The organism is Falsiroseomonas sp. HW251 (assembly GCF_050563545.1).
Lineage (GTDB): Bacteria > Pseudomonadota > Alphaproteobacteria > Acetobacterales > Acetobacteraceae > Falsiroseomonas.
Genome location: NZ_JBNXUM010000001.1, coordinates 170,409 through 190,176 on the forward strand (window position 1 = coordinate 170,409; position 19,768 = coordinate 190,176).

At 72.0% G+C, this 19,768-nt stretch carries 20 protein-coding genes; 15 read left to right on the forward strand and 5 right to left on the reverse strand.

The features are described 5' to 3' along the window. Positions 1-9: 9 nt before the first annotated feature. From ACLF3M_RS00875 to ACLF3M_RS00890, 4 genes are read right to left on the reverse strand one after another with little or no spacing between them, the layout of a single operon-like run. Positions 10-1,209 carry a CCA tRNA nucleotidyltransferase gene (locus tag ACLF3M_RS00875; RefSeq protein ID WP_430654943.1) on the reverse strand — a complete coding sequence of 400 codons (1,200 nt, stop codon included), beginning with the start codon at positions 1,207-1,209 and terminating at the stop codon, positions 10-12. Continuing rightward, a complete protein-coding gene (locus tag ACLF3M_RS00880) occupies positions 1,206-1,460 on the reverse strand; it encodes a hypothetical protein (RefSeq protein ID WP_430654944.1) in 255 nt (84 codons plus the stop codon). Before ACLF3M_RS00880 ends, ACLF3M_RS00875 begins: the two co-directional genes overlap by 4 nt. A gap of 22 nt (positions 1,461-1,482) precedes the next feature. Continuing rightward, positions 1,483-2,109 carry a CoA pyrophosphatase gene (locus ACLF3M_RS00885; RefSeq protein ID WP_430654945.1) on the reverse strand — a complete coding sequence of 209 codons (627 nt, stop codon included), beginning with the start codon at positions 2,107-2,109 and terminating at the stop codon, positions 1,483-1,485. Further along, a complete protein-coding gene (locus ACLF3M_RS00890) occupies positions 2,106-2,705 on the reverse strand; it encodes a DUF1285 domain-containing protein (protein ID WP_430654946.1) in 600 nt (199 codons plus the stop codon). Before ACLF3M_RS00890 ends, ACLF3M_RS00885 begins: the two co-directional genes overlap by 4 nt. Before the next feature lie 173 nt (positions 2,706-2,878). Between ACLF3M_RS00890 and ACLF3M_RS00895 the strand changes: the two genes are divergently transcribed. From ACLF3M_RS00895 to ACLF3M_RS00925, 7 genes are all read left to right on the forward strand, one after another. Beyond that, positions 2,879-3,883: an AAA family ATPase gene (locus tag ACLF3M_RS00895; RefSeq protein ID WP_430654947.1), complete on the forward strand. Its 1,005-nt coding sequence runs from the start codon at positions 2,879-2,881 to the stop codon at positions 3,881-3,883. After that, on the forward strand, positions 3,876-4,733 hold the full coding sequence (locus ACLF3M_RS00900; protein WP_430654948.1) for a DUF58 domain-containing protein: 858 nt from the start codon (positions 3,876-3,878) through the stop codon (positions 4,731-4,733). Before ACLF3M_RS00895 ends, ACLF3M_RS00900 begins: the two co-directional genes overlap by 8 nt. A 235-nt stretch (positions 4,734-4,968) precedes the next feature. After that, positions 4,969-7,701, forward strand: a complete 2,733-nt coding sequence (locus ACLF3M_RS00905) for a DUF4159 domain-containing protein (protein WP_430654949.1) — start codon at positions 4,969-4,971, stop codon at positions 7,699-7,701. Continuing rightward, a complete protein-coding gene (locus ACLF3M_RS00910; protein WP_430654950.1) occupies positions 7,701-8,870 on the forward strand; it encodes a low temperature requirement protein A in 1,170 nt (389 codons plus the stop codon). The genes ACLF3M_RS00905 and ACLF3M_RS00910 overlap by 1 nt, the downstream gene beginning before the upstream one ends. Continuing rightward, positions 8,867-10,996 (forward strand): hypothetical protein, encoded by a 2,130-nt coding sequence (locus tag ACLF3M_RS00915; protein ID WP_430654951.1) that lies wholly within the window; start codon positions 8,867-8,869, stop codon positions 10,994-10,996. The genes ACLF3M_RS00910 and ACLF3M_RS00915 overlap by 4 nt, the downstream gene beginning before the upstream one ends. Then, a complete protein-coding gene (locus ACLF3M_RS00920; protein WP_430654952.1) occupies positions 10,993-11,319 on the forward strand; it encodes a hypothetical protein in 327 nt (108 codons plus the stop codon). Before ACLF3M_RS00915 ends, ACLF3M_RS00920 begins: the two co-directional genes overlap by 4 nt. A gap of 42 nt (positions 11,320-11,361) precedes the next feature. Next, positions 11,362-12,000 (forward strand): hypothetical protein, encoded by a 639-nt coding sequence (locus tag ACLF3M_RS00925; protein ID WP_430654953.1) that lies wholly within the window; start codon positions 11,362-11,364, stop codon positions 11,998-12,000. A 264-nt stretch (positions 12,001-12,264) separates the two neighbouring features. On the opposite strand, the gene ACLF3M_RS00930 is transcribed toward ACLF3M_RS00925, so the two are convergent. Beyond that, a complete protein-coding gene (locus tag ACLF3M_RS00930; protein WP_430654954.1) occupies positions 12,265-13,152 on the reverse strand; it encodes an alpha/beta fold hydrolase in 888 nt (295 codons plus the stop codon). Positions 13,153-13,304: 152 nt separating this feature from the next. Between ACLF3M_RS00930 and ACLF3M_RS00935 the strand changes: the two genes are divergently transcribed. From ACLF3M_RS00935 to ACLF3M_RS00970, 8 genes are read left to right on the forward strand one after another with little or no spacing between them, the layout of a single operon-like run. Continuing rightward, the gene (locus tag ACLF3M_RS00935) at positions 13,305-13,745 is read left to right on the forward strand and encodes an SUF system Fe-S cluster assembly regulator (protein WP_430654955.1); all 441 of its coding nucleotides are present in this window, start codon (positions 13,305-13,307) and stop codon (positions 13,743-13,745) included. A gap of 7 nt (positions 13,746-13,752) precedes the next feature. Next, a complete protein-coding gene (gene sufB / locus ACLF3M_RS00940) occupies positions 13,753-15,252 on the forward strand; it encodes a Fe-S cluster assembly protein SufB (protein WP_430654956.1) in 1,500 nt (499 codons plus the stop codon). A 1-nt stretch (position 15,253) separates the two neighbouring features. Continuing rightward, positions 15,254-16,000, forward strand: a complete 747-nt coding sequence (gene sufC / locus ACLF3M_RS00945; protein ID WP_430654957.1) for a Fe-S cluster assembly ATPase SufC — start codon at positions 15,254-15,256, stop codon at positions 15,998-16,000. Further along, positions 15,997-17,307: a Fe-S cluster assembly protein SufD gene (gene sufD, locus ACLF3M_RS00950; protein ID WP_430654958.1), complete on the forward strand. Its 1,311-nt coding sequence runs from the start codon at positions 15,997-15,999 to the stop codon at positions 17,305-17,307. Before sufC ends, sufD begins: the two co-directional genes overlap by 4 nt. After that, on the forward strand, positions 17,307-18,548 hold the full coding sequence (locus ACLF3M_RS00955) for an aminotransferase class V-fold PLP-dependent enzyme (protein ID WP_430654959.1): 1,242 nt from the start codon (positions 17,307-17,309) through the stop codon (positions 18,546-18,548). The genes sufD and ACLF3M_RS00955 overlap by 1 nt, the downstream gene beginning before the upstream one ends. Beyond that, positions 18,545-19,018, forward strand: a complete 474-nt coding sequence (gene sufU / locus ACLF3M_RS00960) for a Fe-S cluster assembly sulfur transfer protein SufU (RefSeq protein WP_430654960.1) — start codon at positions 18,545-18,547, stop codon at positions 19,016-19,018. The genes ACLF3M_RS00955 and sufU overlap by 4 nt, the downstream gene beginning before the upstream one ends. Then, positions 18,978-19,382, forward strand: a complete 405-nt coding sequence (locus tag ACLF3M_RS00965) for an SUF system Fe-S cluster assembly protein (RefSeq protein ID WP_430654961.1) — start codon at positions 18,978-18,980, stop codon at positions 19,380-19,382. Before sufU ends, ACLF3M_RS00965 begins: the two co-directional genes overlap by 41 nt. Positions 19,383-19,395: 13 nt before the next feature. Further along, entirely contained in the window at positions 19,396-19,764 is a 369-nt protein-coding gene (locus ACLF3M_RS00970; protein WP_430654962.1) for a HesB/IscA family protein, read from the forward strand. The last annotated feature ends 4 nt before the right edge of the window (positions 19,765-19,768 follow it).

Below are 19,768 nucleotides of genomic sequence, written 5' to 3' on the forward strand. Positions count from 1 at the left end.
CCCGGCCGTTCACCCCCCGAGTCGCCGGCGTGCCTCGGTCAGGCAGGCGTCGCGGTCGGGTCCGGCGCCGTTCTCCAGCCACCACGCCCGGATCGCCGCCAGCATCTCGCCCACCGCCGGCCCGGGGGTGAGGCCAAGCGCCAGCAGGTCGCGGCCCTGCAGCGGGAAGACTGGCTGCTCCATGGCGGCCACGGCTGCGCGGAGCGCGGACCGGTCCACGCCGTCCCGCGCCTCGGCCAGCCACAATTCGTCCAGCGCACGCGCCTTGTCCCGCTCGGCCAGCCAGGCCCGCAGCGCCGGCACATCGTCCGGGTTTGAGGGGTAAAAGGCTAAAACGCTAAAACGGTAAAGTTGGGCCGCTTCCTCCCGGGACAGCCGCAGCCGCGCGGCGATCCCCAGGGGCTCCGGCACCAGCGCCGCCAGCCGGAGCAACGGGTCGGCCGGCGCCCCGATCGCGACCAGCCTGTCCAGCGCCGCGCCGTCGCCGGCCTCCGGCAGCACGGCCGCCAGCAGCCCGGTCTCGCGCATCAGCCCGACCGCCCCGGTCGGGTCGGGTGCTTCCAGCAGGCGCTTCAGTTCCATCCAGATCCGCTCCGGCGCGATCCGGGCGGCCAGGCCCGGCACGGCGTCGCGAATGGCGGCGAGCGCGGCCGGGTCGGGCTCGCCCCGGCCATAGCGCGCCAGGAAGCGGAAGAAGCGCAGCGCGCGGAGGTAGTCCTCGGCGAGCCTGGTCGCGGCGTCGCCGACGAAGCGCACGCGCCCCGCCGCGAGGTCCTCGCGGCCGCCGAAATAGTCCCAGAGACGGCCCACGGCATCGAGCGACATGGCGTTGATCGTGAAGTCGCGGCGCGCCGCGTCCTCCCGCCAGTCGGTGGTCCATTCGACCTCGGCGTGCCGGCCGTCAGTGGCGACGTCGCGGCGCAACGCCGTGACCTCCACCGGCACGCCGCCCAGCACGGCGGTGACCGTGCCGTGCTTCAGCCCGGTCTCGAAGACCTTGAGCCCGGCGGCCTGCAGCAGCCTGGCGATCTCCTCGGGCGGCAGCGGGGCGGCGACATCGACGTCATGCACGTCGCGCCCGGCCAGGGCATCCCGCACGCAGCCGCCGACCGCGCGCGCGCCGGGCAGCGCGGCCAGCACCGCGGCCGGGGCGGGGCCGGCCAGGAAGGCCGGCGGCGGGATCCTGGCGTGGTGCGGATCCCCGGTCACCGCCGCGTCTCGCCATGGCCCTGGCTGATGCGGCCATCGGGGCCGAGCGTCGCCGGCACATAGGCCTCGTTCGGCGTGAAGGCGCGCGACAGGCCGAACCACACGGCGGCGCCGAGCATCAGCCCGACGCCGAGCAGCAGAACCAGCACCATGCCGGACGACGGCTCCCCCGACCCCGGCCCATAGCGCCGCCAGGCGAGGTAGAGCGCGAAGGGGGTGAGCGTCAGGATGACGGCAACGAAGGCGGCCATGCCGTGACTGATAGCCCGGCCGCTACGCCCTGAGCAGCCGCGACAGCGTCAGCAGCATCTTCGCCGTGGCGCCCCAGACCAGGTGCTCCGGGTGCGGCCAGACCCAGAAGTCGCGCGACCGGCCGCGGATCTCCACCTTCCGCCGCGTCGGCGCCGTGGGGTCGAACAGCGTCGCGAGCGGCAATTCGAAGATCGCCGCGACCTCGCTCGGGTCCGGCGTCAGGGTCAGCGGCGGGTCGAGAAAGGCGACCACCGGCGTCACCCGGAAGCCCGTGCCCGTCATGTGCGGCGGCAGCTGGCCCGCGATCTCCGGCAGCCGGGGATCGAGGCCGACCTCCTCCGCCGCCTCGCGCAGCGCGGCGGCCTCCGCGGTCTCGCCGGGCTCGAGCCTCCCGCCGGGAAAGGCGACCTGGCCGGGATGCTTGGACAGCGCGTCGGAGCGCCGCGTCAGCAGGATGGAGGGCGCGGCATGCCACACGATCGGCACCAGCACCGCGGCGTCGCGCATCGTGCCGGTCTCGGCGGCCCACAGCGCCTCCTCCGAGACGTCGGGCCTCACGGAAGCGAGCAGCGCGGGATCAGCCAGGCGCGCCGCGATCTCGGCGCGCGACGGCAACTCGCCGAGGGGAACCGGCAGCCCCGCCGTCACTCCGCGGCGCGCCGGACGCCCAGGCCCTCGGGCGCCTCGTCAATCGGGAAGAAGACGCCCTCGGACCAGACGCCGAGCAGTTTCCGCCCGTCCACAGTCTCGGGCTGGGCCAGCGCGACCAACTCGTAGAACACCGCGCGGTTGATCCGCGCCTCGAGGCCCGGGCGGACCGTGACATAGGGGCGCGGCTCGCGCGACCTCGGGTCGATGGCGACGCGGATGGGGTGCTCGGAATCCGCGGTGACCATCTCGTCGAGGTTGGTGCGGAAGGTCAGGCACTGCCGCGGCTTGGGATTGGGGACGAAGGGGTCGGCGCAGTCGCGCCAGAACATCTCGACCGCGACGAAGGGGGCGTCCTCGACCTCGATCCGGCCGCGCTCGACCGGGGTTTCGAGGACATAGCCGCCATCGGGCTCCCGCTTCAGCACCGAGGCGAAGAGGCAGACCAGCTCCTTCCGGCCGATGGGACTCCCCCGGTAGAACCAGGTGCCGTCCTTGGCGATCCGCATCGCGAGGTCGCCGCAATCGTGGCGGAGCCTCGGCAGCGCCCGCCCCGGTTTCTCCGCCTGCCCGTCCCTGGCCTGAGCTTCCCTCATGAGCCTTCCCGCATCCGTGCCGCCGCCACGCGCCTGCCCAACAACCGCGATCCTCCCCGCCGGCCCCGAAGTTGCAAGGCCCGACAGCAACCGACCGTAACTGGCGGCCGGTATGGGCAGGGTGGATACTCGGCCCATATGCTCGTCGCCGACATATAGGGAGCCGGCCCCCGATGGTTGAAGTGGCAGATCCGACGGAAGCGAAGGCTTTGGTGGCCGAGGCCGAATCGCTGGCCGCCACCCTGGCCCGCGTCCGCCAGGCGATCGGCCGCGTCATCTTCGGGCAGGAGACGGTGATCGAGCGCACGCTGATCACCCTGCTCTCCGGCGGGCATGTCCTGCTGGTCGGCGTGCCGGGCCTCGGCAAGACCAAGCTGGTGGAGACGCTCGGGACCGTGCTCGGGCTGGACGCCAAGCGCGTGCAGTTCACGCCGGACCTGATGCCGTCGGACATCCTGGGCTCCGAGGTGCTGGAGGAGGACGCCCATGGGAAGCGCCACTTCCGCTTCATCAAGGGCCCGATCTTCTGCCAGCTCCTGATGGCCGACGAGATCAACCGCGCGAGCCCGCGCACGCAATCCGCGCTGCTGCAGGCGATGCAGGAGCACAAGGTGGCCATCGCCGGCGAGGTCCACCCCCTGCCCGCGCCCTTCCATGTGCTGGCCACCCAGAACCCGATCGAGCAGGAAGGCACCTACCCCCTGCCCGAGGCGCAGCTCGACCGCTTCCTGCTGGAGATCGACGTTTCCTACCCCGACCTGGCCGCCGAGCGCGCGATGCTGCTCGCGACCACCGGCGCGGCCGAGGCGAAGCCCGTCCAGGCCATGACGGGCGCGGAGCTGATCACCGCGCAGTCCCTGATCCGGCGGCTTCCCGTCGGCGAGGGCGTGGTGGACGCGATCCTGCGCCTGGTCCGTGGCGCACGCCCCGAGACGACGGAGATCGAGGATGTCCGCCGCCACCTCGCCTACGGGCCGGGGCCCCGTGCGGCGCAGGCGCTGATGCTGGCGACGCGCGCCCGCGCCGTGCTGGACGGTCGGCTCTCACCCAGTGTCGAGGACGTGCTGGCGCTCGTCGAGCCCGTGCTGCGCCACCGCATGGCGCTGAACTTCTCCGCCCGCGCGGATGGCGTGCACCTGTCGGAGGTCCTGGACCGTCTGAAGGCCCAGCTTGGCTAACGCATCCATCACGGTTCCCTGGGCGGAACAGCTCGGCGCGGCGCTGCCGCCGCTGCTGGTGGAGGCCGAGCGCGTTGCCTCGACAGTGATGCCGGGCCTGCATGGCCGCCGCCGCGCCGGGCCCGGCGAGGCCTTCTGGCAGTTCCGCGCCTACGTCCCGGGCGACCAGGCGAACCGCATCGACTGGCGGCAATCCGGCAAGTCCGACCGGCTCTTCATCCGCGAGACGGAGTGGGAGGCCGCGCAGACCGTGGCGCTCTGGACCGCCGCCGGGCCGGGAATGGAGTGGCGCAGCTCCCGGGAAGTGCCGGGCAAGGCGCTGCGCGCGCAACTGCTGCTGCTAGCGCTGGCGTCGCTGCTGCTGCGCGGCGGCGAGCGCGTGCGGCTCTTCGGCCTGCCGCGGCCCTTCGCGGGGCGGCACGCGCTGCCGGCGATCGCGGATTCCCTTGGCCAGATGGCGACGCGGCCGGAGGACCACCGCATCGCGCGCCATGCCCGCGCCGTGCTGTTCGGCGATTTCTGGGAACCGCTTGAGGAGACCCGCGCGGCCATCGCCGCGCTCGCCGCGCAGGGCGTGCGCGGGCACCTGGTGCAGGTGCTCGATCCCGCGGAGGAGACGCTGCCCTATGCCGGCCGCATCCGCTTCGAGCCGGTCGCCGGCAACGTCCCCGCCGCGCTGATCCCGCGCGTGGAAGCCGTGCGGGAGGTCTATGCCGAGCGGCTCGCGCGGCATCGTTCCGCGCTGGTCTCGCTCGCGCAGGGCGCGGGCTGGACCTTCGCGACGCACCGCACGGACCAGCCGCCGGAGGCCGCGCTGATGGCTCTCCATCAAGTGCTGGCGCCGGCGTGATGGCGCAGCGCAGGATGCGTCCTTCCGCCATGGCAGACCGCGAGCGCTTCCCCGCATCGTCGACTCCCTCCCCCGCCCATGACTTCCCTCCCCCGCTTGCGGGGGAGGGCCAGGGTGGGGGTGCTTCGTCGGGCGCCATCTCGATCTTCCGCACCGCCACCCCCTCCCTCCCCCGCAAGCGGGGGAGGGGGCCATTTGGCGGGGGAGGGTCCCGCATTTCGGCTGAGGTCAGCCGATGCTGACCCTTGGCCCCATCGCCTTCGCCGCGCCCTGGCTGCTCATCGCCCTCCCGGCGCTGCCGATCCTCTGGTGGCTGCTGCGCGTCACGCCGCCGGCGCCGAAGCGCCAGGACTTCCCTGCCATCGCGCTGCTGCAGGACCTGCCGGCGCCGGAGGAGACGCCGAACCGCACACCCTGGTGGCTGCTGCTGCTGCGCCTGGCCGCGGCCGCGCTGATCATCATCGGCCTGGCGCGCCCGGTCTGGGGGCCGTCGGTCGCCGCCGGGGGCGATGGCGCGTTGCTGCTCGTGATGGACGACGGCTGGGCCTCCGCCGCCGACTGGCCGGACCGCGTCGCGGCCGCCGATGCCGCGCTGGTCGCGGCCGCGCGCGATGGCCGCCGCGCGGCGCTGCTGCTCACCGCTCCCGTCGTCGGGCCGGAGCCGCTGCGCGCCACCGCGCTGATGCCGGCCGGCGAGTTGCTCTCCCGCCTCGCCGCGATCCGCCCCAAGCCCTGGGCGCCGGACCGCGAGGCCGCGCTCGCGGCCTTCAACGCCTGGCGCGCGCAGAACGCCGGCTCTGTCGCGACGCTCTACGTCGCCGACGGGCTCGAGCACGGCAGCGACGCCTTCGCGCCCTTCTCCACGGCGCTCGCTGCCGGCGGCCCGCTGACCGTCGCGCGCGCCGAGGGCCGGCCGACCCGCCTGCTGCCCCCGCCGCGCGCCGAGGCCGAGCGGCTCATCGTCACGCTGCGCACCACGCCGCTTCCCGTGCCGACCGAGGCGGTCGTGCTCGCCCGCACCGGCGACGGCCGCACGCTCGACCGCGCCGTCGTCGCGATCCTCGCCAATGCGACGGAAGCCGAGGCCGCGCTGCCGCTGCCTCTCGAGATCCGCAACCAGGTCGTGCGGCTCGATCTCGACAATGTCGCCGGCGCCAACGCCACAGTGCTGCTGGATGAGCGCTTCCGCCGCCGCCCCGTCGGCCTGATCTCGGGCGGCGAGGAAACCGCGGCCGACGTGCCGCTGATCGGCGAGCTGTTCTACCTCGACCGTGCGCTGTCGCCCTTCGCGGAGTTGCGGCGCGGCACGGTGGACCAGTTGCTGCAGCGGCGGCTTTCCGTGCTGGTCCTCGCGGACCGCCCGATCTCCGACGAGCGCGAGCGTCAGGCGCTGGCGAAGTGGATCGAGGAAGGCGGCACGCTGGTGCGCTTCGCCGGCGCGCGCGTCGCGGAATCGCCGGACGGGCTGCTGCCGGTGCCGCTGCGCGCGGGCGAGCGGCAGATCGGCGGCGCGCTGTCCTGGGAACAGCCGCAGCGCCTCGCGGCCTTCCCCGAGGGCTCGCCCTTCGCCGGGCTCAACCCGTCGCCGGAAGTCACGGTGGAGCGCCAGGTTCTGGCCGAGCCCTCTGCGCGGCTGACCGGGCGGACCTGGGCGCGGCTCGCGGACGGCACGCCGCTGGTCACGCATGAAAGCCGCGGCGCCGGGCGCATCGTGCTGTTCCACGTCACGGCGAATGCCGACTGGTCGAACCTGCCGCTGTCCGGGCTTTTCGTCGACATGCTGCGGCGGCTGGTGTCGCTGTCCGCCGGCGTCGCGGGATCGGATGGCGAGGCGCCGCTCGCGCCGATCGAGACGCTGGACGGCTTCGGCCGGCTGGGCGCGCCGCCGCCGGGCGCGCAGCCGCTCGCGGCCAACCGCATCGCCGAGGAAGTCGCAAGCCCGCGCCATCCGCCCGGCTGGTACGGCACGGGCGTGACGACGGCCGAGGCGTCGCAGCGCCGCGCGCTGAACCTCGGCGCGGGGATCGCCGCGCCGCGGCTTGCGCCGCCGCCGCCGCCCACGGCGCGGGTGCAGGCGATCGGCGGCGTGCCGGCGGAACGGGACCTCGGGCCCTGGCTGCTGGCGGCGGCGACGCTGCTGCTGGTGGCGGACCTCATTGCCTCGCTGTTCCTGCGCGGCGCGATCGGCCGTCCGGCGCTGCTGGCGCGGGCGGTGCCCCTGGCGTTGGTGCTGATGGGCGCGCCGGCCGTCGCGCAATCGCCGGACGGCAATGCGGCGCTGGCGACGCGGCTGGCCTACGTCCAAACCGGCAACGCCGAGGTGGACGAGATCTCGCGCGCCGGCCTGGTGGGCCTGTCGGATTTCGTGAACCGGCGCACCGCGGCGTCGCTGGCAGATCCCATGGCGGTGGTGCCCGGGCGCGACGACCTCTCGCTCTTCCCGCTGCTCTACTGGCCCGTGCTGGGCGAGGCGGCGCAGCCCGACGCGCAGGCCGTCGCCGCGCTGAACGGCTTCATGCGGTCAGGCGGCATCATCTTCTTCGACACCCGCGACGAGGGCTCGGGCGAGGGCTTCTCGCCGGGGTCGAAGCAGGCGCTGCGGCGGATCACGCGCGACCTCTCCATCCCGCCGCTGGCCCCGGTGGCGGAGGACCATGTGCTGCGCCGCGCCTTCTACCTGCTCTCGGAACTGCCCGGGCGCTTCGCCGGCGGCGTGGTCTGGGCGGCGCGCGAGCAGGACCGCGCCAATGACAGCGTCAGCCCCGTGATCATCGGCGGCCATGACTGGGCCGCGGCCTGGGCGGTGGATGCGCGCGGCAACAACCCTTACGCCACGGTGCCCGGCGGCGCGCGGCAGCGCGTGCTGGCCTATCGCTTCGGCACCAACGTCGTGATGTACGCGCTGACCGGCAACTACAAGGGCGACCAGGTGCACGTGCCGGCCATCCTGGAAAGGCTCGGGAACTGATGGACGCGGCGGTCGAGACCTCGCTGCTGCGCTCGCGCGACGGCCAGGCGCGCGTCACCTATGTCGAGCTCTTCTTCGACCTCGTCTTCGTCTTCGCCATCACGCAGCTGAGCCACGCGCTGCTGGCCGACCTCACGCCGCTCGGCGCGCTGCGGACGCTCGTGCTGTTCCTCGCGGTCTGGTGGGCCTGGGTGAACACGGCCTGGGTGACGAACTGGCTGGATCCCGACCGTGGCGCGACGCGGCTGCTTCTCTTCGTGCTGATGGTCTGCGGCATGCTCGCGGCGATGTCGATCCCGCACGCCTACGACCGGATGGGGCTTGTCTTCGCGCTCGCCTATGTCGCGGTCGAGCTGTCGCGCAGCGCCTTCATGGTCTGGGCGAGCCAGGGCAACGAGTCGCTGCGCCGCAACTTCCAGCGCATCCTCGCCTGGCAGGCCGCGACCGCGCCGTTCTGGCTGATCGGCGCGGCGGTCGAGGACACGGCCCGCCTGGGGGCATGGGTGCTCGCGCTCGGGATCTGGACCGCGGCGCCCACGATCGGCTTCCGCGTGCCGGGCCTCGGCCGGTCGACCACGGCGGATTGGGACGTGGATGGCGGCCACCTCGCGGAGCGATGCGCGCTCTTTGTCATCATCGCGCTCGGCGAATCGCTGCTCGTCACCGGCGCGACCTTCGGCGAGCTCGAATGGACGCCCGGGAACGCGGCGGCCTTTCTCGTCGCGCTCGCCGGCAGCATCGCGATGTGGTGGATCTACTTCCACATCGGCGCCGAGCGCTCCGCGCACCACGCCGAGAAGACCGACGATCCCGGCCACCTCGCGCGGCTCGGCTACACCTATCTGCACATGCCCATCGTCGCAGGCATCGTGGTCGCCGCCGTCGGCGACGAGCGCGTGCTGCACCACCCCGGCGGCCATGCCGAGCCCGGCGACGTCGCGACGCTGCTCGGCGCGCCGGCGCTCTACCTCGCGGGCCTCGCCGCCTTCAAGCGGCTGAGTGCCGCGAACCTGCCGCTGTCGCACCTCGCGGGGCTCGGCCTGCTCGCCTGTCTCGCGGTGGTCGGCGGCTGGTTGTCGCCGCTGCTGCTCGCCGCGCTCGCGGCCGCCACGCTGGTCCTCGTCGCGGCATGGGAGCATGTCTCGCTGAAAGGGACGCGCCAGGCATGAACCAGGTCCTGGCCGGCATCGACTTCGCGCCCGTCCTGCCGCACTGGCTGCTGGTCGCGCTTGCCGTCGTGGTGCTCGCCGCGCTCGCGCCGGCGCTGATCCGCGTCGTCGTCACCGCCGAGGGGCAGCGCCGCATCGCGCCGGCGCGCGGCGCGCTGCTGCGGCTCGCGGCCTTCGCGGCGCTGTTCCTGGCGCTGGCCAATCCCCGCCTGGTGGAGGAGACGCGCGAGACGCGGCCCGACATTGCGCTGCTCGTGGTGGACCGCAGCGACAGCACCGGCGTCGCCGACCGCACCCGCCAGATCGAGGCGGCGCGTGAGGCGCTGGAGGCCCGCGCGCGCCGCCTGCCGGAACTGGAACTGCGCACCGTCGAGGTGCCGGAGGCCGGCAACCAGGGCACGCGGCTCTGGTCCGCGGTGGAACGCGCGCTGGCCGAGGTGCCGCGCGCGCGCCTTGCCGGTGTCATCGCGCTGACCGACGGCCAGGTGCACGACCTGCCGCCGGCGCCGAATCTCGACGCACCCTTCCACCTGCTGCTCCCCGGCAGGGCCGGCGAGGTGGACCGCCGCATCCGCATCGTGGAGGCGCCGGGCTTCGGCATCGTCGGCCGCCAGGTCGAGCTGCGCGTGGTGGTGGAAGACCTGGGCGCGACCCAGCAGGGCGGCGCCGCGCGCCTGACCATCCGCCGCGATGGCGGCGCGCCGCGCGTGGAATCCGTCCCCGTTGGCCGCGAGCACCGCATCGCCTTCACCATCGAGCGCGGCGGCCCGACCGTCGTCGAGATGACGGCCGAGACCCGGCCGGGAGAGGTCAGCGACATCAATAACCGCGCGGTGGTCTCCATCAACGGCGTGCGCGACCGGCTGCGCGTGCTGCTGGTGTCGGGAGAGCCGCATGCGGGCGAGCGGACCTGGCGGCGGCTGCTGAAGGCCGATCCCAACGTGGACCTCGTCCACTTCACCATCCTGCGGCCGCCCGAGAAGGACGACCTGACCCCGCTGCACGAGCTCTCGCTCATCGCCTTTCCGGTGCGCGAGCTCTTCCAGGTGAAGCTGCGCGAATTCGACCTGATCGTCTTCGACCGCTTCGCCAATCGCGGCCTGCTGCCGCCGGTCTACCTGCGCAACATCGCGGACTACGTGCGCTCGGGCGGCGCACTGCTGCTGTCGGTGGGCCCGGAATTCGTGGGGCCGACCAGCCTGGCCTCCACGCCGCTCGGCCAGGTGCTGCCGGCACGGCCGCCGACGGGGTCGGGCGCGGCCCAGGCCGGGCTGGTCGAGCAGCCCTTCCGCCCGCGCGTCACCGCGCTCGGCAGCCGCCATCCCGTGACGGAGAGCCTGCCCGGCGCCAACCCCACGGAAGGCACCGGCGACGCGACATGGGGCCGCTGGTACCGCGCGATGCGCGCCGATGCGCGATCGGGCTCGACTGTGATGGAAGGCCCGAACGGCGCGCCGCTGATGGTGCTCGACCGCGTCGGCGAAGGCCGCGTCGCGCTGATGCTGTCCGACCATATCTGGCTGTGGTCGCGCAACCACGACGGCGGCGGCCCGCAGGCGGAGCTGCTGCGCCGCATCGCGCATTGGACGATGAAGGAACCGGAGCTCGAGGAGGAGGACCTGACGGCCCGCATCGAGCACGGCCACCTCACCGTGCAGCGCCGCAGCCTCGACCCCGGCCCGGCGCCGGAGATCGTGGTCACCGCGCCCGACGGCAGCGTCACGCGCCATCGCGTGGAAGCGCGCGGCGGCCGCGTGACGGTGGAGATGCCGGCGGCCCTCCCGGGCGTCTGGCAGGCGACCGACGGCCAGCGCACCGCCTATGCCGCGGCCGAGGCCGGCAACCCCATGGAGATCGCCGACCTCCGCGCGGACGACGCGAAGCTGCGGCCGCTGACGGTCGCGACCGGCGGGGCGGTGCGCTGGCTCGGCGGGGATGGCGGCGTGCCGGAGCTGCGGCGCACCGCGCCGGGGCGCGACACGCATGGCTCGGGCTGGATCGGGCTGCGCCGCAACGGCGACCACACCGTGACGGGCATCACTGCGCTGCCGCTGCTGCCGCCCTGGCTGGCGCTGCCGATGGTGCTCGGTCTGGCGATCCTGGCCTGGCGGCGGGAAGGGCGATGAGGAGACTAGCCGCGTCGGCGGCGCTCCTGCTCGCGTCCTGCGCGCAGGGGCCGACGCTGGACCAGCAGCTCTCGACCCAGATCGGGCGGAGCGAGCTGGAGCTGGTCAGCGCCTGGGGCGTCCCGACGCGCACCTACGAGGTCGAGGGGCGGCGCTTCCTGGGCTACGACCAGCAGCGCACCATCTTGATGCAGGGCCCTGGCCCCTATGGCCCGCGCTGGGGCTGGCCGGCCGCGGTGCCCGTCGACGTCAGCTGCAGCATCACCTTCGAGCTGCGCGACGGCCGCGTGCAGGGCTTCTCCCACCGCGGCCAGGGCTGCTGAGCGGGCTTCCGCGGCCGCTCCGCTTCGAATAGGGTCCGACCCATGCGCGCATCCCTCCGTCCCCTGCTGCTCGCCCTGCCCCTGCTCGGCCTCGGGGCCGAGGCCATGGCCCAGCCGGCCATCCGGCCGCAGCAGCAGCAGCAGGCCCCGCAGATGACGCCGGCGCCAGCCCTGCCGGGGCTCGCGACGCGCGCCCCCCAGCAGCCCATCCCGGCCGAGCCGGGCGCGCAGAACCTCTCGCCCAACGCGGCGCTGTTCGACGCGATCAACCGCGGCGACCTGGCCGCGGCCCGCGACGCGGTCGGCCGCGGCGCGAGCCTCGAATCGCGCAACGCCATCGGCCTGTCGCCGATCGACGCGGCGGTGGACCAGGGACGGCACGAGATCGCGTTCTATCTTCTGTCGGCGCGCGATCCCGCGCCGAGCGGCTCGCCGGGCGGCGCGCCGCCGCCCGCGCCCAACCGCGCCGGGCTGGACGCGCCGCCGGCGAACCTGTCGAACCCCGGCGGCGGGGCGGCGGTGCTGGCCGCGGCGTCGCAGCGGCGCAACCAGCCAGCCCAGGCGGCGCCGCGGGCGGCGCGGCTCTGGGGCAATGACGGGGGCTCGCCGATCCCGCAGATCGGCTTCCTCGGCTTCGACGCCGGCCGGCCGGAAGGCGGGCGGCGCGGCGGGCGGAGCTAGGGCTCGTCAGATAACGCCGCGCGGGTCGGTCCGGCGGGTCTTTTCCGCCCTGGGTTCGTCAGCCGGCTTGCCGATGGAACAACCATCGGCTGCGCCGTCGGCCTTCGGCGTCGCGGCAGTGCCGCGACCCTGCCCAGGCCGGAAACTCCCTCGCCGACCCTCAGCCGCGGGCATTATCTAACGGGCCCGAGCCCGCGACCGGCCTGGGCGTGCCCACGGGATGTGGGCACGCCCAGGCCGTGAATCGCTGGGCCAAGATCCAGCTCAGGGATCGCTGGCCGCGATGATCCCGCCAGCCAGGCTGGCGGGGATGCGGTTGCGCCAGGACCCGCCATCCACCTGGGTCACGAAGTCCAGCACGGCGCGGTTGAAGGCGTCGGGGTCTTCGAGGTTCATGGTGTGCCCGCATTTCGGCATGACCAGCAGCGCGCTGCTCATGATGGTGCGCTTGAGGTAGAGGCTCGCCTCCAGCGTCGGGTCGTCCTCGTCCCCGGCGACGATCAGCGTCGGCACCGTCATCTTCGAGAACCCCTCCCTGAGGTCGAAGAGGTTCGGCCGGCGCCGCTGCACGCCGTTCATGGTCAGCGCGGAGCCCTCCGTCGAATGCTCGCAGAGCTGCGCCTTGAACTCGGCGTAGCCGCGGGGGTCCTTCTCCTCGAAGACCAGGCGCGTCGGGCCGCGGGCATAGGTCTGGCCGAAGACGGCCATGGTCTCGCTGTGGATGCGGGCGATGGCGGCGTCGGTCTCGGCCTGGAACTGCGCCGTCTTGCCGGGTGCGGCGCCATAGCCGACGCCGGCCGCGACCAGGCTGCGGCAGAGCCCGGCATGCCTCAGCCCCATATGCAACGCCGCGAAGCCGCCCATGGACAGCCCCACGACATGCGCCTGGCCGAGGTTCAGCCCCGTGATGATCGAGGCGATGTCGTCGGTCGCGCGGTCCTGGCTGTACTTCTCGGGGTCGGCCGGGACCTCCGACGGCGGGTAGCCGCGGGCCGAGAAGGTGATGCAGCGGTATCGGCGGGCGAAGAAGCGCATCTGCGCCTCCCAGCTCCGGTGGTCGCCGGCGTATTCGTGCACGAAGACCATGGGGATGCCGGACCCAGCTTCCTCGTAATAGAGGGTGACACCGTCGTCGGTGCGGATGGTCGGCATGTTCTCTCCCGTACTGTTCCGGTCCTGCACCTTGCCGGCGGCATGACGAGGCGGCAAGAAGCGACATCCGCGCCTTGACGAAAAGCCCCCCCGGGCGCATCTGCCAATCCGGACCAATGAGGTCCGGTTTCGAACCCGGGGAGGGTTCCGCGGTGCTGCGGGTCTCCAAGCTGACCGACTACGCTGTGGTGGTGCTCAGCCAGCTCGAGGCCGAGGGCGGGGTGCAGACCGCGCCGGGCCTTGCCGCCGGCACCGGCCTCGGCGAGCCCACCGTCGCCAAGGTGCTGAAGATGCTGTCCCAGGCTGGCCTGGTGGAGGGCCAGCGCGGGGCGCGAGGCGGCTACCGGCTGATGCGCCCGCTGGCAGAACTGCCGCTGTCGGAGGTGATCGTGGCCATCGACGGCCCGATCGCGCTGACGGCCTGCGTGGATGGCGGCATGGGGCTCTGCGACGCCGAGCATCTCTGCCCCGTCCGCGGCCGCTGGGACCCCGTGAACGACGCGATCCGCCGGGCCCTGTCGGGGATCACCGTGGCGCGGATCGCGACCCCGAAAACCGCCTTCGACCCCATTCCCGTCGTCGCCGCCGAATAGGAACGACATGCCAGCCGTCACCGAGACGCTCGAGACCGTCCAGTCCGTCACCGACTCCGGCTACAAGTACGGGTTCGAGACGGATATCGAGATGGAGTTCGCCCCCAAGGGGCTGAACGAGGACATCGTCCGCTTCATCAGCGCGAAGAAGAACGAGCCGGCCTGGCTGCTGGAATGGCGGCTGAAGGCCTTTGCGATGTGGAAGAAGATGGAGGAGCCGCGCTGGGCCGCGGTGAAGTATCCGCCGATCGACTACCAGGACAGCTACTACTATGCCGCGCCGGTGAAGAAGGCCGGGCCGAAGTCGCTGGACGAGGTCGATCCCGAGCTGCTGAAGACCTACGCCAAGCTCGGCATCCCGCTAAAGGAGCAGGCGATCCTGGCCGGCGTCGAGGGCGCGGGCGACAGCCCGTCCGACAGCGGCCGCATGCCGATCGCGGTGGACGCGGTGTTCGACAGCGTCTCCGTCGCGACCTCCTACAAGGAGCGGCTGGGCAGGGAAGGCATCATCTTCTGCTCGATCAGCGAGGCGGTGCAGGAACACCCCGAGCTGGTGCGGCAGTATCTCGGCTCCGTCGTGCCGCAGGGCGACAATTTCTTCGCGGCGCTGAACAGCGCTGTCTTCACCGATGGCAGCTTCGTCTACATCCCGAAGGGCGTGCGCTGCCCGATGGAGCTCAGCACCTATTTCCGCATCAATGCCAAGAGCACCGGCCAGTTCGAGCGCACGCTGATCATCGCCGATGAGCGCAGCCAGGTCAGCTACCTCGAGGGCTGCACGGCGCCGATGCGCGACGAGAACCAGCTGCATGCCGCGGTCGTCGAGCTCGTTGCGCTGGACGATGCGACGATCAAGTACAGCACCGTGCAGAACTGGTACCCCGGCGACGCCGAGGGGCGCGGCGGCATCTACAACTTCGTCACCAAGCGCGGCGCCTGCCGCGGCGCGCGGTCGAAGATCAGCTGGACGCAGGTCGAGACGGGGAGCGCGATCACCTGGAAGTACCCGTCCTGCATTCTGCAGGGCGACGACAGCGTGGGCGAGTTCTACAGCGTCGCGATCACCAACAACCGCCAGCAGGCCGATACCGGGACCAAGATGTTCCATATCGGCCGGAACACGCGCAGCACGATCGTCAGCAAGGGCATCAGCGCGGGCAAGGGGCAGAACACCTATCGGGGCCTGGTGAAGATCAGCCCGAAGGCGCATGGCGCGCGCAACTTCACGCAGTGCGACAGCCTGCTCATCGGCGACAAGTGCGGCGCGCACACCGTGCCCTATATCGAGAACCGCTGCATGTCGGCGAAGGTGGAGCACGAGGCCACCACCAGCCGCATCGCGGAAGATCAGCTCTTCTACTGCCGCCAGCGCGGCCTGAACGAGGAGGAGGCCGTCGGCATGATCGTCAACGGCTTCGCGCGGGAGGTCCTGAAGGAGCTTCCGATGGAGTTCGCGGTGGAAGCGCAGAAGCTGCTGGCGATCAGCCTTGAGGGATCCGTTGGTTAAGATGCTGAAGATCGAGAACCTGCACGCCACTGTCGACGGCAAGCAGATCCTGAATGGGCTGACGCTCGAGATCCCCTCGGGCGAGGTGCACGCGGTGATGGGGCCGAACGGCTCGGGCAAGTCCACGCTCGCCTATGTTCTGTCTGGTCGCGAGGGCTATGAGGTGACGGAAGGCGCCGTGACCTTCGATGGCCAGGACCTGCTGGCAATGGAGCCGGAGGAGCGCGCGGTGGCCGGCATGTTCCTCGCCTTCCAGGCGCCCGTCGAGCTGCCGGGCGTGGGCAACGCCAACTTCCTGCGCACAGCGCTGAACGCGATCCGCCGCGCCAAGGGCGAGGCCGAGATCGACGCGATGCAGTTCCTCAAGCTCGCGCGTGCGCGGATGAAGGTGCTGAACATGCCGGACGACATGCTGAAGCGTCCGGTGAATGTCGGCTTCTCCGGCGGCGAGAAGAAGCGCAACGAGATGTTGCAGATGGCCCTCCTCTCGCCGCGCTTCGCGGTGCTGGACGAGACGGACAGCGGGCTCGATATCGATGCGCTGAAGTTGGTGGCGGACACCGTGAACAGCCTGCGAGGGCCGGATTTCTCCTCGCTCGTCATCACGCATTACCAGCGCCTGCTGAACCACATCGTGCCGGACCGCGTGCACGTCCTCTCGGCCGGGCGGATCATCAAGTCCGGCGGGCCGGAGCTCGCGCAGGAGTTGGAGGCGTCGGGCTACGCCGGCGTCCAGGCCGCGGCATGACGGCTGTCGGTGCAACAGGCGCGGCCGCGTTCCTCGGCCGCTACGAGGGGCTGCGCAGCCGCCTGCCCGGCGCACGCGTCGCCTGGGTGGAAGCGCTGCGCGACCGCGCCGCCGCGGCCTTCCGCGCGCAGGGCTTCCCGACGCGGCGGATCGAGGCGTGGAAGTACACGGACCTTGCGAGCGTGGCCGGTGCGAGCTTCGGCGAGCCGCTGACGGGCGTCGATGATGCGCTGGCCCTGCCCGCCACCGCCAACCCGCGCGCCGTCTTCGTGGATGGGCGCTTCCGGGCCGACCTGTCGTCGCTGGATGGCCTGCCCTTCGCCGTGGAGAGCCTGGCCCAGGCCCTGCCTGGCCTCGAGGGCCGCATCGGCGCGATCGCGACCGTGGAGCAGCAGCCCATGGCCGCGCTGAACGGGATGCTGTTCGAGGATGGGCTGGTGGTGGACGTTCCCGCCGGCGTGTCGGGCGGCGTGCTGGAGATGATCCAGATCGCGACGGAAAGCGAGCGCGCGCCCGCCTACCACCCGCGCCACCTGGTGCGGCTCGGCGTCGGCGCGACGCTGACGCTGATCGACTCCGCGAGTGGTCCGGCCGGCGCGCGCTACCTGCATAATCCCGTCTTCGAGATCGAGGTGGCCCAGGGTGCGCGCCTGTCGCATGGCCGCCTGCAGCAGGAAGGCCATGACGGCGTCTTCCTTTCCACGGTCTACGCCCGCGTCGCGGCGGAGGGCACGTACGACAACTTCACGCTGAACGCCGGCGCCAAGCTCGCACGCAACGAGATCCATGTCGCGCTGAACGGCGCGAAGGCGCAGGCCCACATGAACGGCGTGCAGCTCGTCGGCGACGGGCAGCATGCGGACACCACGACCTCGCTCGATCACGCAGCGCCGGACTGCAGCAGCCGCCAGACCTACAAGACGGTGCTGGCCGGCCGCTCGCGCGGGGTTTTCCAGGGCAAGATCCTCGTCCACCAGGCCGCGCAGAAGACCGACGGCTACCAGATGAACCAGGCGCTGTTGCTGAGCGCCGAGGCCGAAATGGACAGCAAGCCGCAGCTCGAGATCTACGCCGACGACGTGAAGTGCAGCCACGGCGCGACGGTGGGCGAGCTGGATGCCGACCACCTGTTCTTCCTGCGCAGCCGCGGCATCCCCGAGGCGCAGGCGAAGGCGATCCTGGTCGAGGCCTTCCTGACCGAGGCGATCGAGGCCGTGGCCGAGGAGCCCGTGCGCGAGGCGCTGAGCCGCGCCGTCGCGGGCTGGTGGCAGCGCCAGGGCATCGCCGGCGGGATCGAGGTGGCGTGATGGACACGCACGTCACGCCCGGCCTGGATGTCGCGGCGATCCGCGCGGACTTCCCGATCCTGTCGGAGACGATCCGCGGCAAGCCCTTCACCTTCCTCGACAGCGGCGCCTCGGCGCAGAAGCCTCGGCAGGTGATCCAGGCGATGGTGCGGACGATGGAGACGCGCTACGCCAACGTCCATCGCGGCGCCTACTTCATGAGCGAGGCCGCGACGGAAGCGTATGAGGCCGCGCGCGGCGCCGTCGCGCGCTTCATCAATGCCGGCTCGGAACGCGAGATCGTCTTCACGAAGTCCTCGACCGAGGCGATCAACCTCGTCGCGCACAGCTATGGCCGCGGCGTGCTGACGCCTGGCCAGGCCGTGGTGATCAGCGAGCTCGAGCATCACGCCAACATCGTGCCCTGGCAGATGCTGCGGGATGCCCATGGAATCGAGTTGCGCGTCGCCCGCATCACCGACGCGGGCGAGCTCGACATGGACGACCTCGCGCACAAGCTCGCCGACGGCAAGGTCGGGCTGGTCGCGGTCGCGCATATGTCGAACGTACTGGGCACGGTGACGCCGGCCGAGCGCATCGCTGTTATGGCGCATGACGCCGGTGCCAAGGTGCTGTTCGACGGCAGCCAGGCCGCGGTGCATCGCCGCGTCGACGTGCAGGCGCTGGAGGCCGATTTCTACGTCTTCACGGGACACAAGCTGTACGGCCCGACGGGGATCGGCGTTCTCTACGCCAAGGCCGCGCTGCTGGAGGCGATGCCGCCCTTCCTCGGCGGCGGCGACATGATCGCAGAGGTCACGTTCGAACGATCCGTCTGGGCGCCGATCCCCGCGAAGTTCGAGGCCGGCACGCCTCCAATCGTGGAAGCCGTCGGCCTGCACGCCGCGATCGACTACGTCACCGCCGTCGGCATGAACGCGATCGAGGCGCATGAGCGCGCGCTGGTGGACCGCGCCATGGCCCGCCTGCCGCATATCGAGGGCGTGACGCTGCTCGGCCGCGCGCAGGACCGCGGCGGCGTCTTCGCCTTCGCCATCGACACCGCGCATGCCCATGACGTGGCGACGCTGCTGGACCGCGCGGGCATCGCCGTGCGGTCGGGCCGCCACTGCGCGGAGCCGCTGCATGCGCGCTTCGGCGTGGACAGCACCTGCCGCGCCTCCTTCGGCCTCTACACCACGCCCGACGAGGTGGACCTGCTGGCTGAGGCGGTGCGGCAAGCCCGGGAGTTCTTCCGGTGACGGACTTGTTCGGCGACCTGCGCGACCTCTACCAGGAAGTCATCCTGGACCACGGCCGCAAGCCCCGGAACTTCCGGCGGCTGGACGACGCCACGTTGACCTCGCGCGGCGACAACCCGATGTGCGGCGATCGGATGGAGCTGTTCCTCAAGACCGCGCCGGACGGCCATATCGAGGACGCCGCCTTCCAGGGCCGCGGCTGCGCGATCTCCATGGCCAGCGCGTCCCTGATGACCGAGACCGTGAAGGGCAAGACGCCGGCGCAGGCGAAGGACATGGGCGAGCATTTCCGCCAGCTCGCGATGACCGGCACCTGCCCCGAATGCGGCGGCGACATCGCCGACGACATGGAACGCCTGACCCCGCTGTCGGGCGTCCACGAGTTCCCCAGCCGCGTGAAATGCGCGACGCTGGCCTGGCACACGCTGAATGCCGCGCTGGACGGCGCGAAGGAGGCGAGCAGTGAGTGAATCGCCAACGGCACCCGTGCACGGCGCCTGGACACCGGAAGGGTCGACCGAGCCGCCGGTGCGGGTTTCCGAGGACGCGGTCATCGCGGTCTGCAAGACCGTCTTCGACCCCGAGATCCCCGTCGACATCTACGAGCTCGGCCTGATCTATGCGATCGAGATCGCCGACGACGGCCATGTGAAGGTCGAGATGACGCTGACCACGCCGTCCTGCCCATCCGCGCAGGAACTGCCGGCGCAGGTCGAGGAAGCCGTGCGCGCGGTGCCCGGCGTGACCGACGTGACGGTCGAGGTTGTCTGGGATCCGCCCTGGGACCAGAGCCGCATGAGCGAGGACGCGCGCCTCGCCCTGAATATGTACTGACGAGGGAGCGATGATGAGCGCCACGACCGAAGCCCCCCGCCCCAAGCGCGCGCTGCCGCCGCTGATGCAGCTGTCAGACGCTGCGGCGGAGCGGCTGCGCGCCCTCTACGAGAAGGCCGAGCAGGGCAAGACGCTTCGCATCTCCGTCAAGACGAAAGGCTGCTCCGGCCTGTCCTACGACCTGTCCTGGGTGGACGAGGCTGGGCCGGGCGACGAGCGCGTGTCCGACAAGGGCGTGACCGTCCTGGTGGACCGCAAGGCGACGCTGTTCCTGATCGGCACGGTGATGGACTACGAGGTGAAGGCGATGTCCGCCGGCTTCACCTTCACCAACCCCAACGAGAAGGGCCGCTGCGGCTGCGGCGAATCCTTCCACGTTTGAGGGG

Bases quoted from the DNA above. Each gene is read 5' to 3' on its own strand.
- ACLF3M_RS00880 (WP_430654944.1), bottom strand. From the start codon at position 1,460: ATGGCCGCCTTCGTTGCCGTCATCCTGACGCTCACCCCCTTCGCGCTC.
- ACLF3M_RS00890 (WP_430654946.1), bottom strand. From the start codon at position 2,705: ATGAGGGAAGCTCAGGCCAGGGACGGGCAGGCGGAGAAACCGGGGCGG.
- ACLF3M_RS00895 (WP_430654947.1), top strand. From the start codon at position 2,879: ATGGTTGAAGTGGCAGATCCGACGGAAGCGAAGGCTTTGGTGGCCGAG.
- ACLF3M_RS00905 (WP_430654949.1), top strand. From the start codon at position 4,969: ATGCTGACCCTTGGCCCCATCGCCTTCGCCGCGCCCTGGCTGCTCATC.
- ACLF3M_RS00910 (WP_430654950.1), top strand. From the start codon at position 7,701: ATGGACGCGGCGGTCGAGACCTCGCTGCTGCGCTCGCGCGACGGCCAG.
- ACLF3M_RS00915 (WP_430654951.1), top strand. From the start codon at position 8,867: ATGAACCAGGTCCTGGCCGGCATCGACTTCGCGCCCGTCCTGCCGCAC.
- ACLF3M_RS00920 (WP_430654952.1), top strand. From the start codon at position 10,993: ATGAGGAGACTAGCCGCGTCGGCGGCGCTCCTGCTCGCGTCCTGCGCG.
- ACLF3M_RS00925 (WP_430654953.1), top strand. From the start codon at position 11,362: ATGCGCGCATCCCTCCGTCCCCTGCTGCTCGCCCTGCCCCTGCTCGGC.
- ACLF3M_RS00930 (WP_430654954.1), bottom strand. From the start codon at position 13,152: ATGCCGACCATCCGCACCGACGACGGTGTCACCCTCTATTACGAGGAA.
- sufB (WP_430654956.1), top strand. From the start codon at position 13,753: ATGCCAGCCGTCACCGAGACGCTCGAGACCGTCCAGTCCGTCACCGAC.
- sufC (WP_430654957.1), top strand. From the start codon at position 15,254: ATGCTGAAGATCGAGAACCTGCACGCCACTGTCGACGGCAAGCAGATC.
- sufD (WP_430654958.1), top strand. From the start codon at position 15,997: ATGACGGCTGTCGGTGCAACAGGCGCGGCCGCGTTCCTCGGCCGCTAC.
- ACLF3M_RS00955 (WP_430654959.1), top strand. From the start codon at position 17,307: ATGGACACGCACGTCACGCCCGGCCTGGATGTCGCGGCGATCCGCGCG.
- ACLF3M_RS00965 (WP_430654961.1), top strand. From the start codon at position 18,978: ATGCCGCGCTGGACGGCGCGAAGGAGGCGAGCAGTGAGTGAATCGCCA.
- ACLF3M_RS00970 (WP_430654962.1), top strand. From the start codon at position 19,396: ATGAGCGCCACGACCGAAGCCCCCCGCCCCAAGCGCGCGCTGCCGCCG.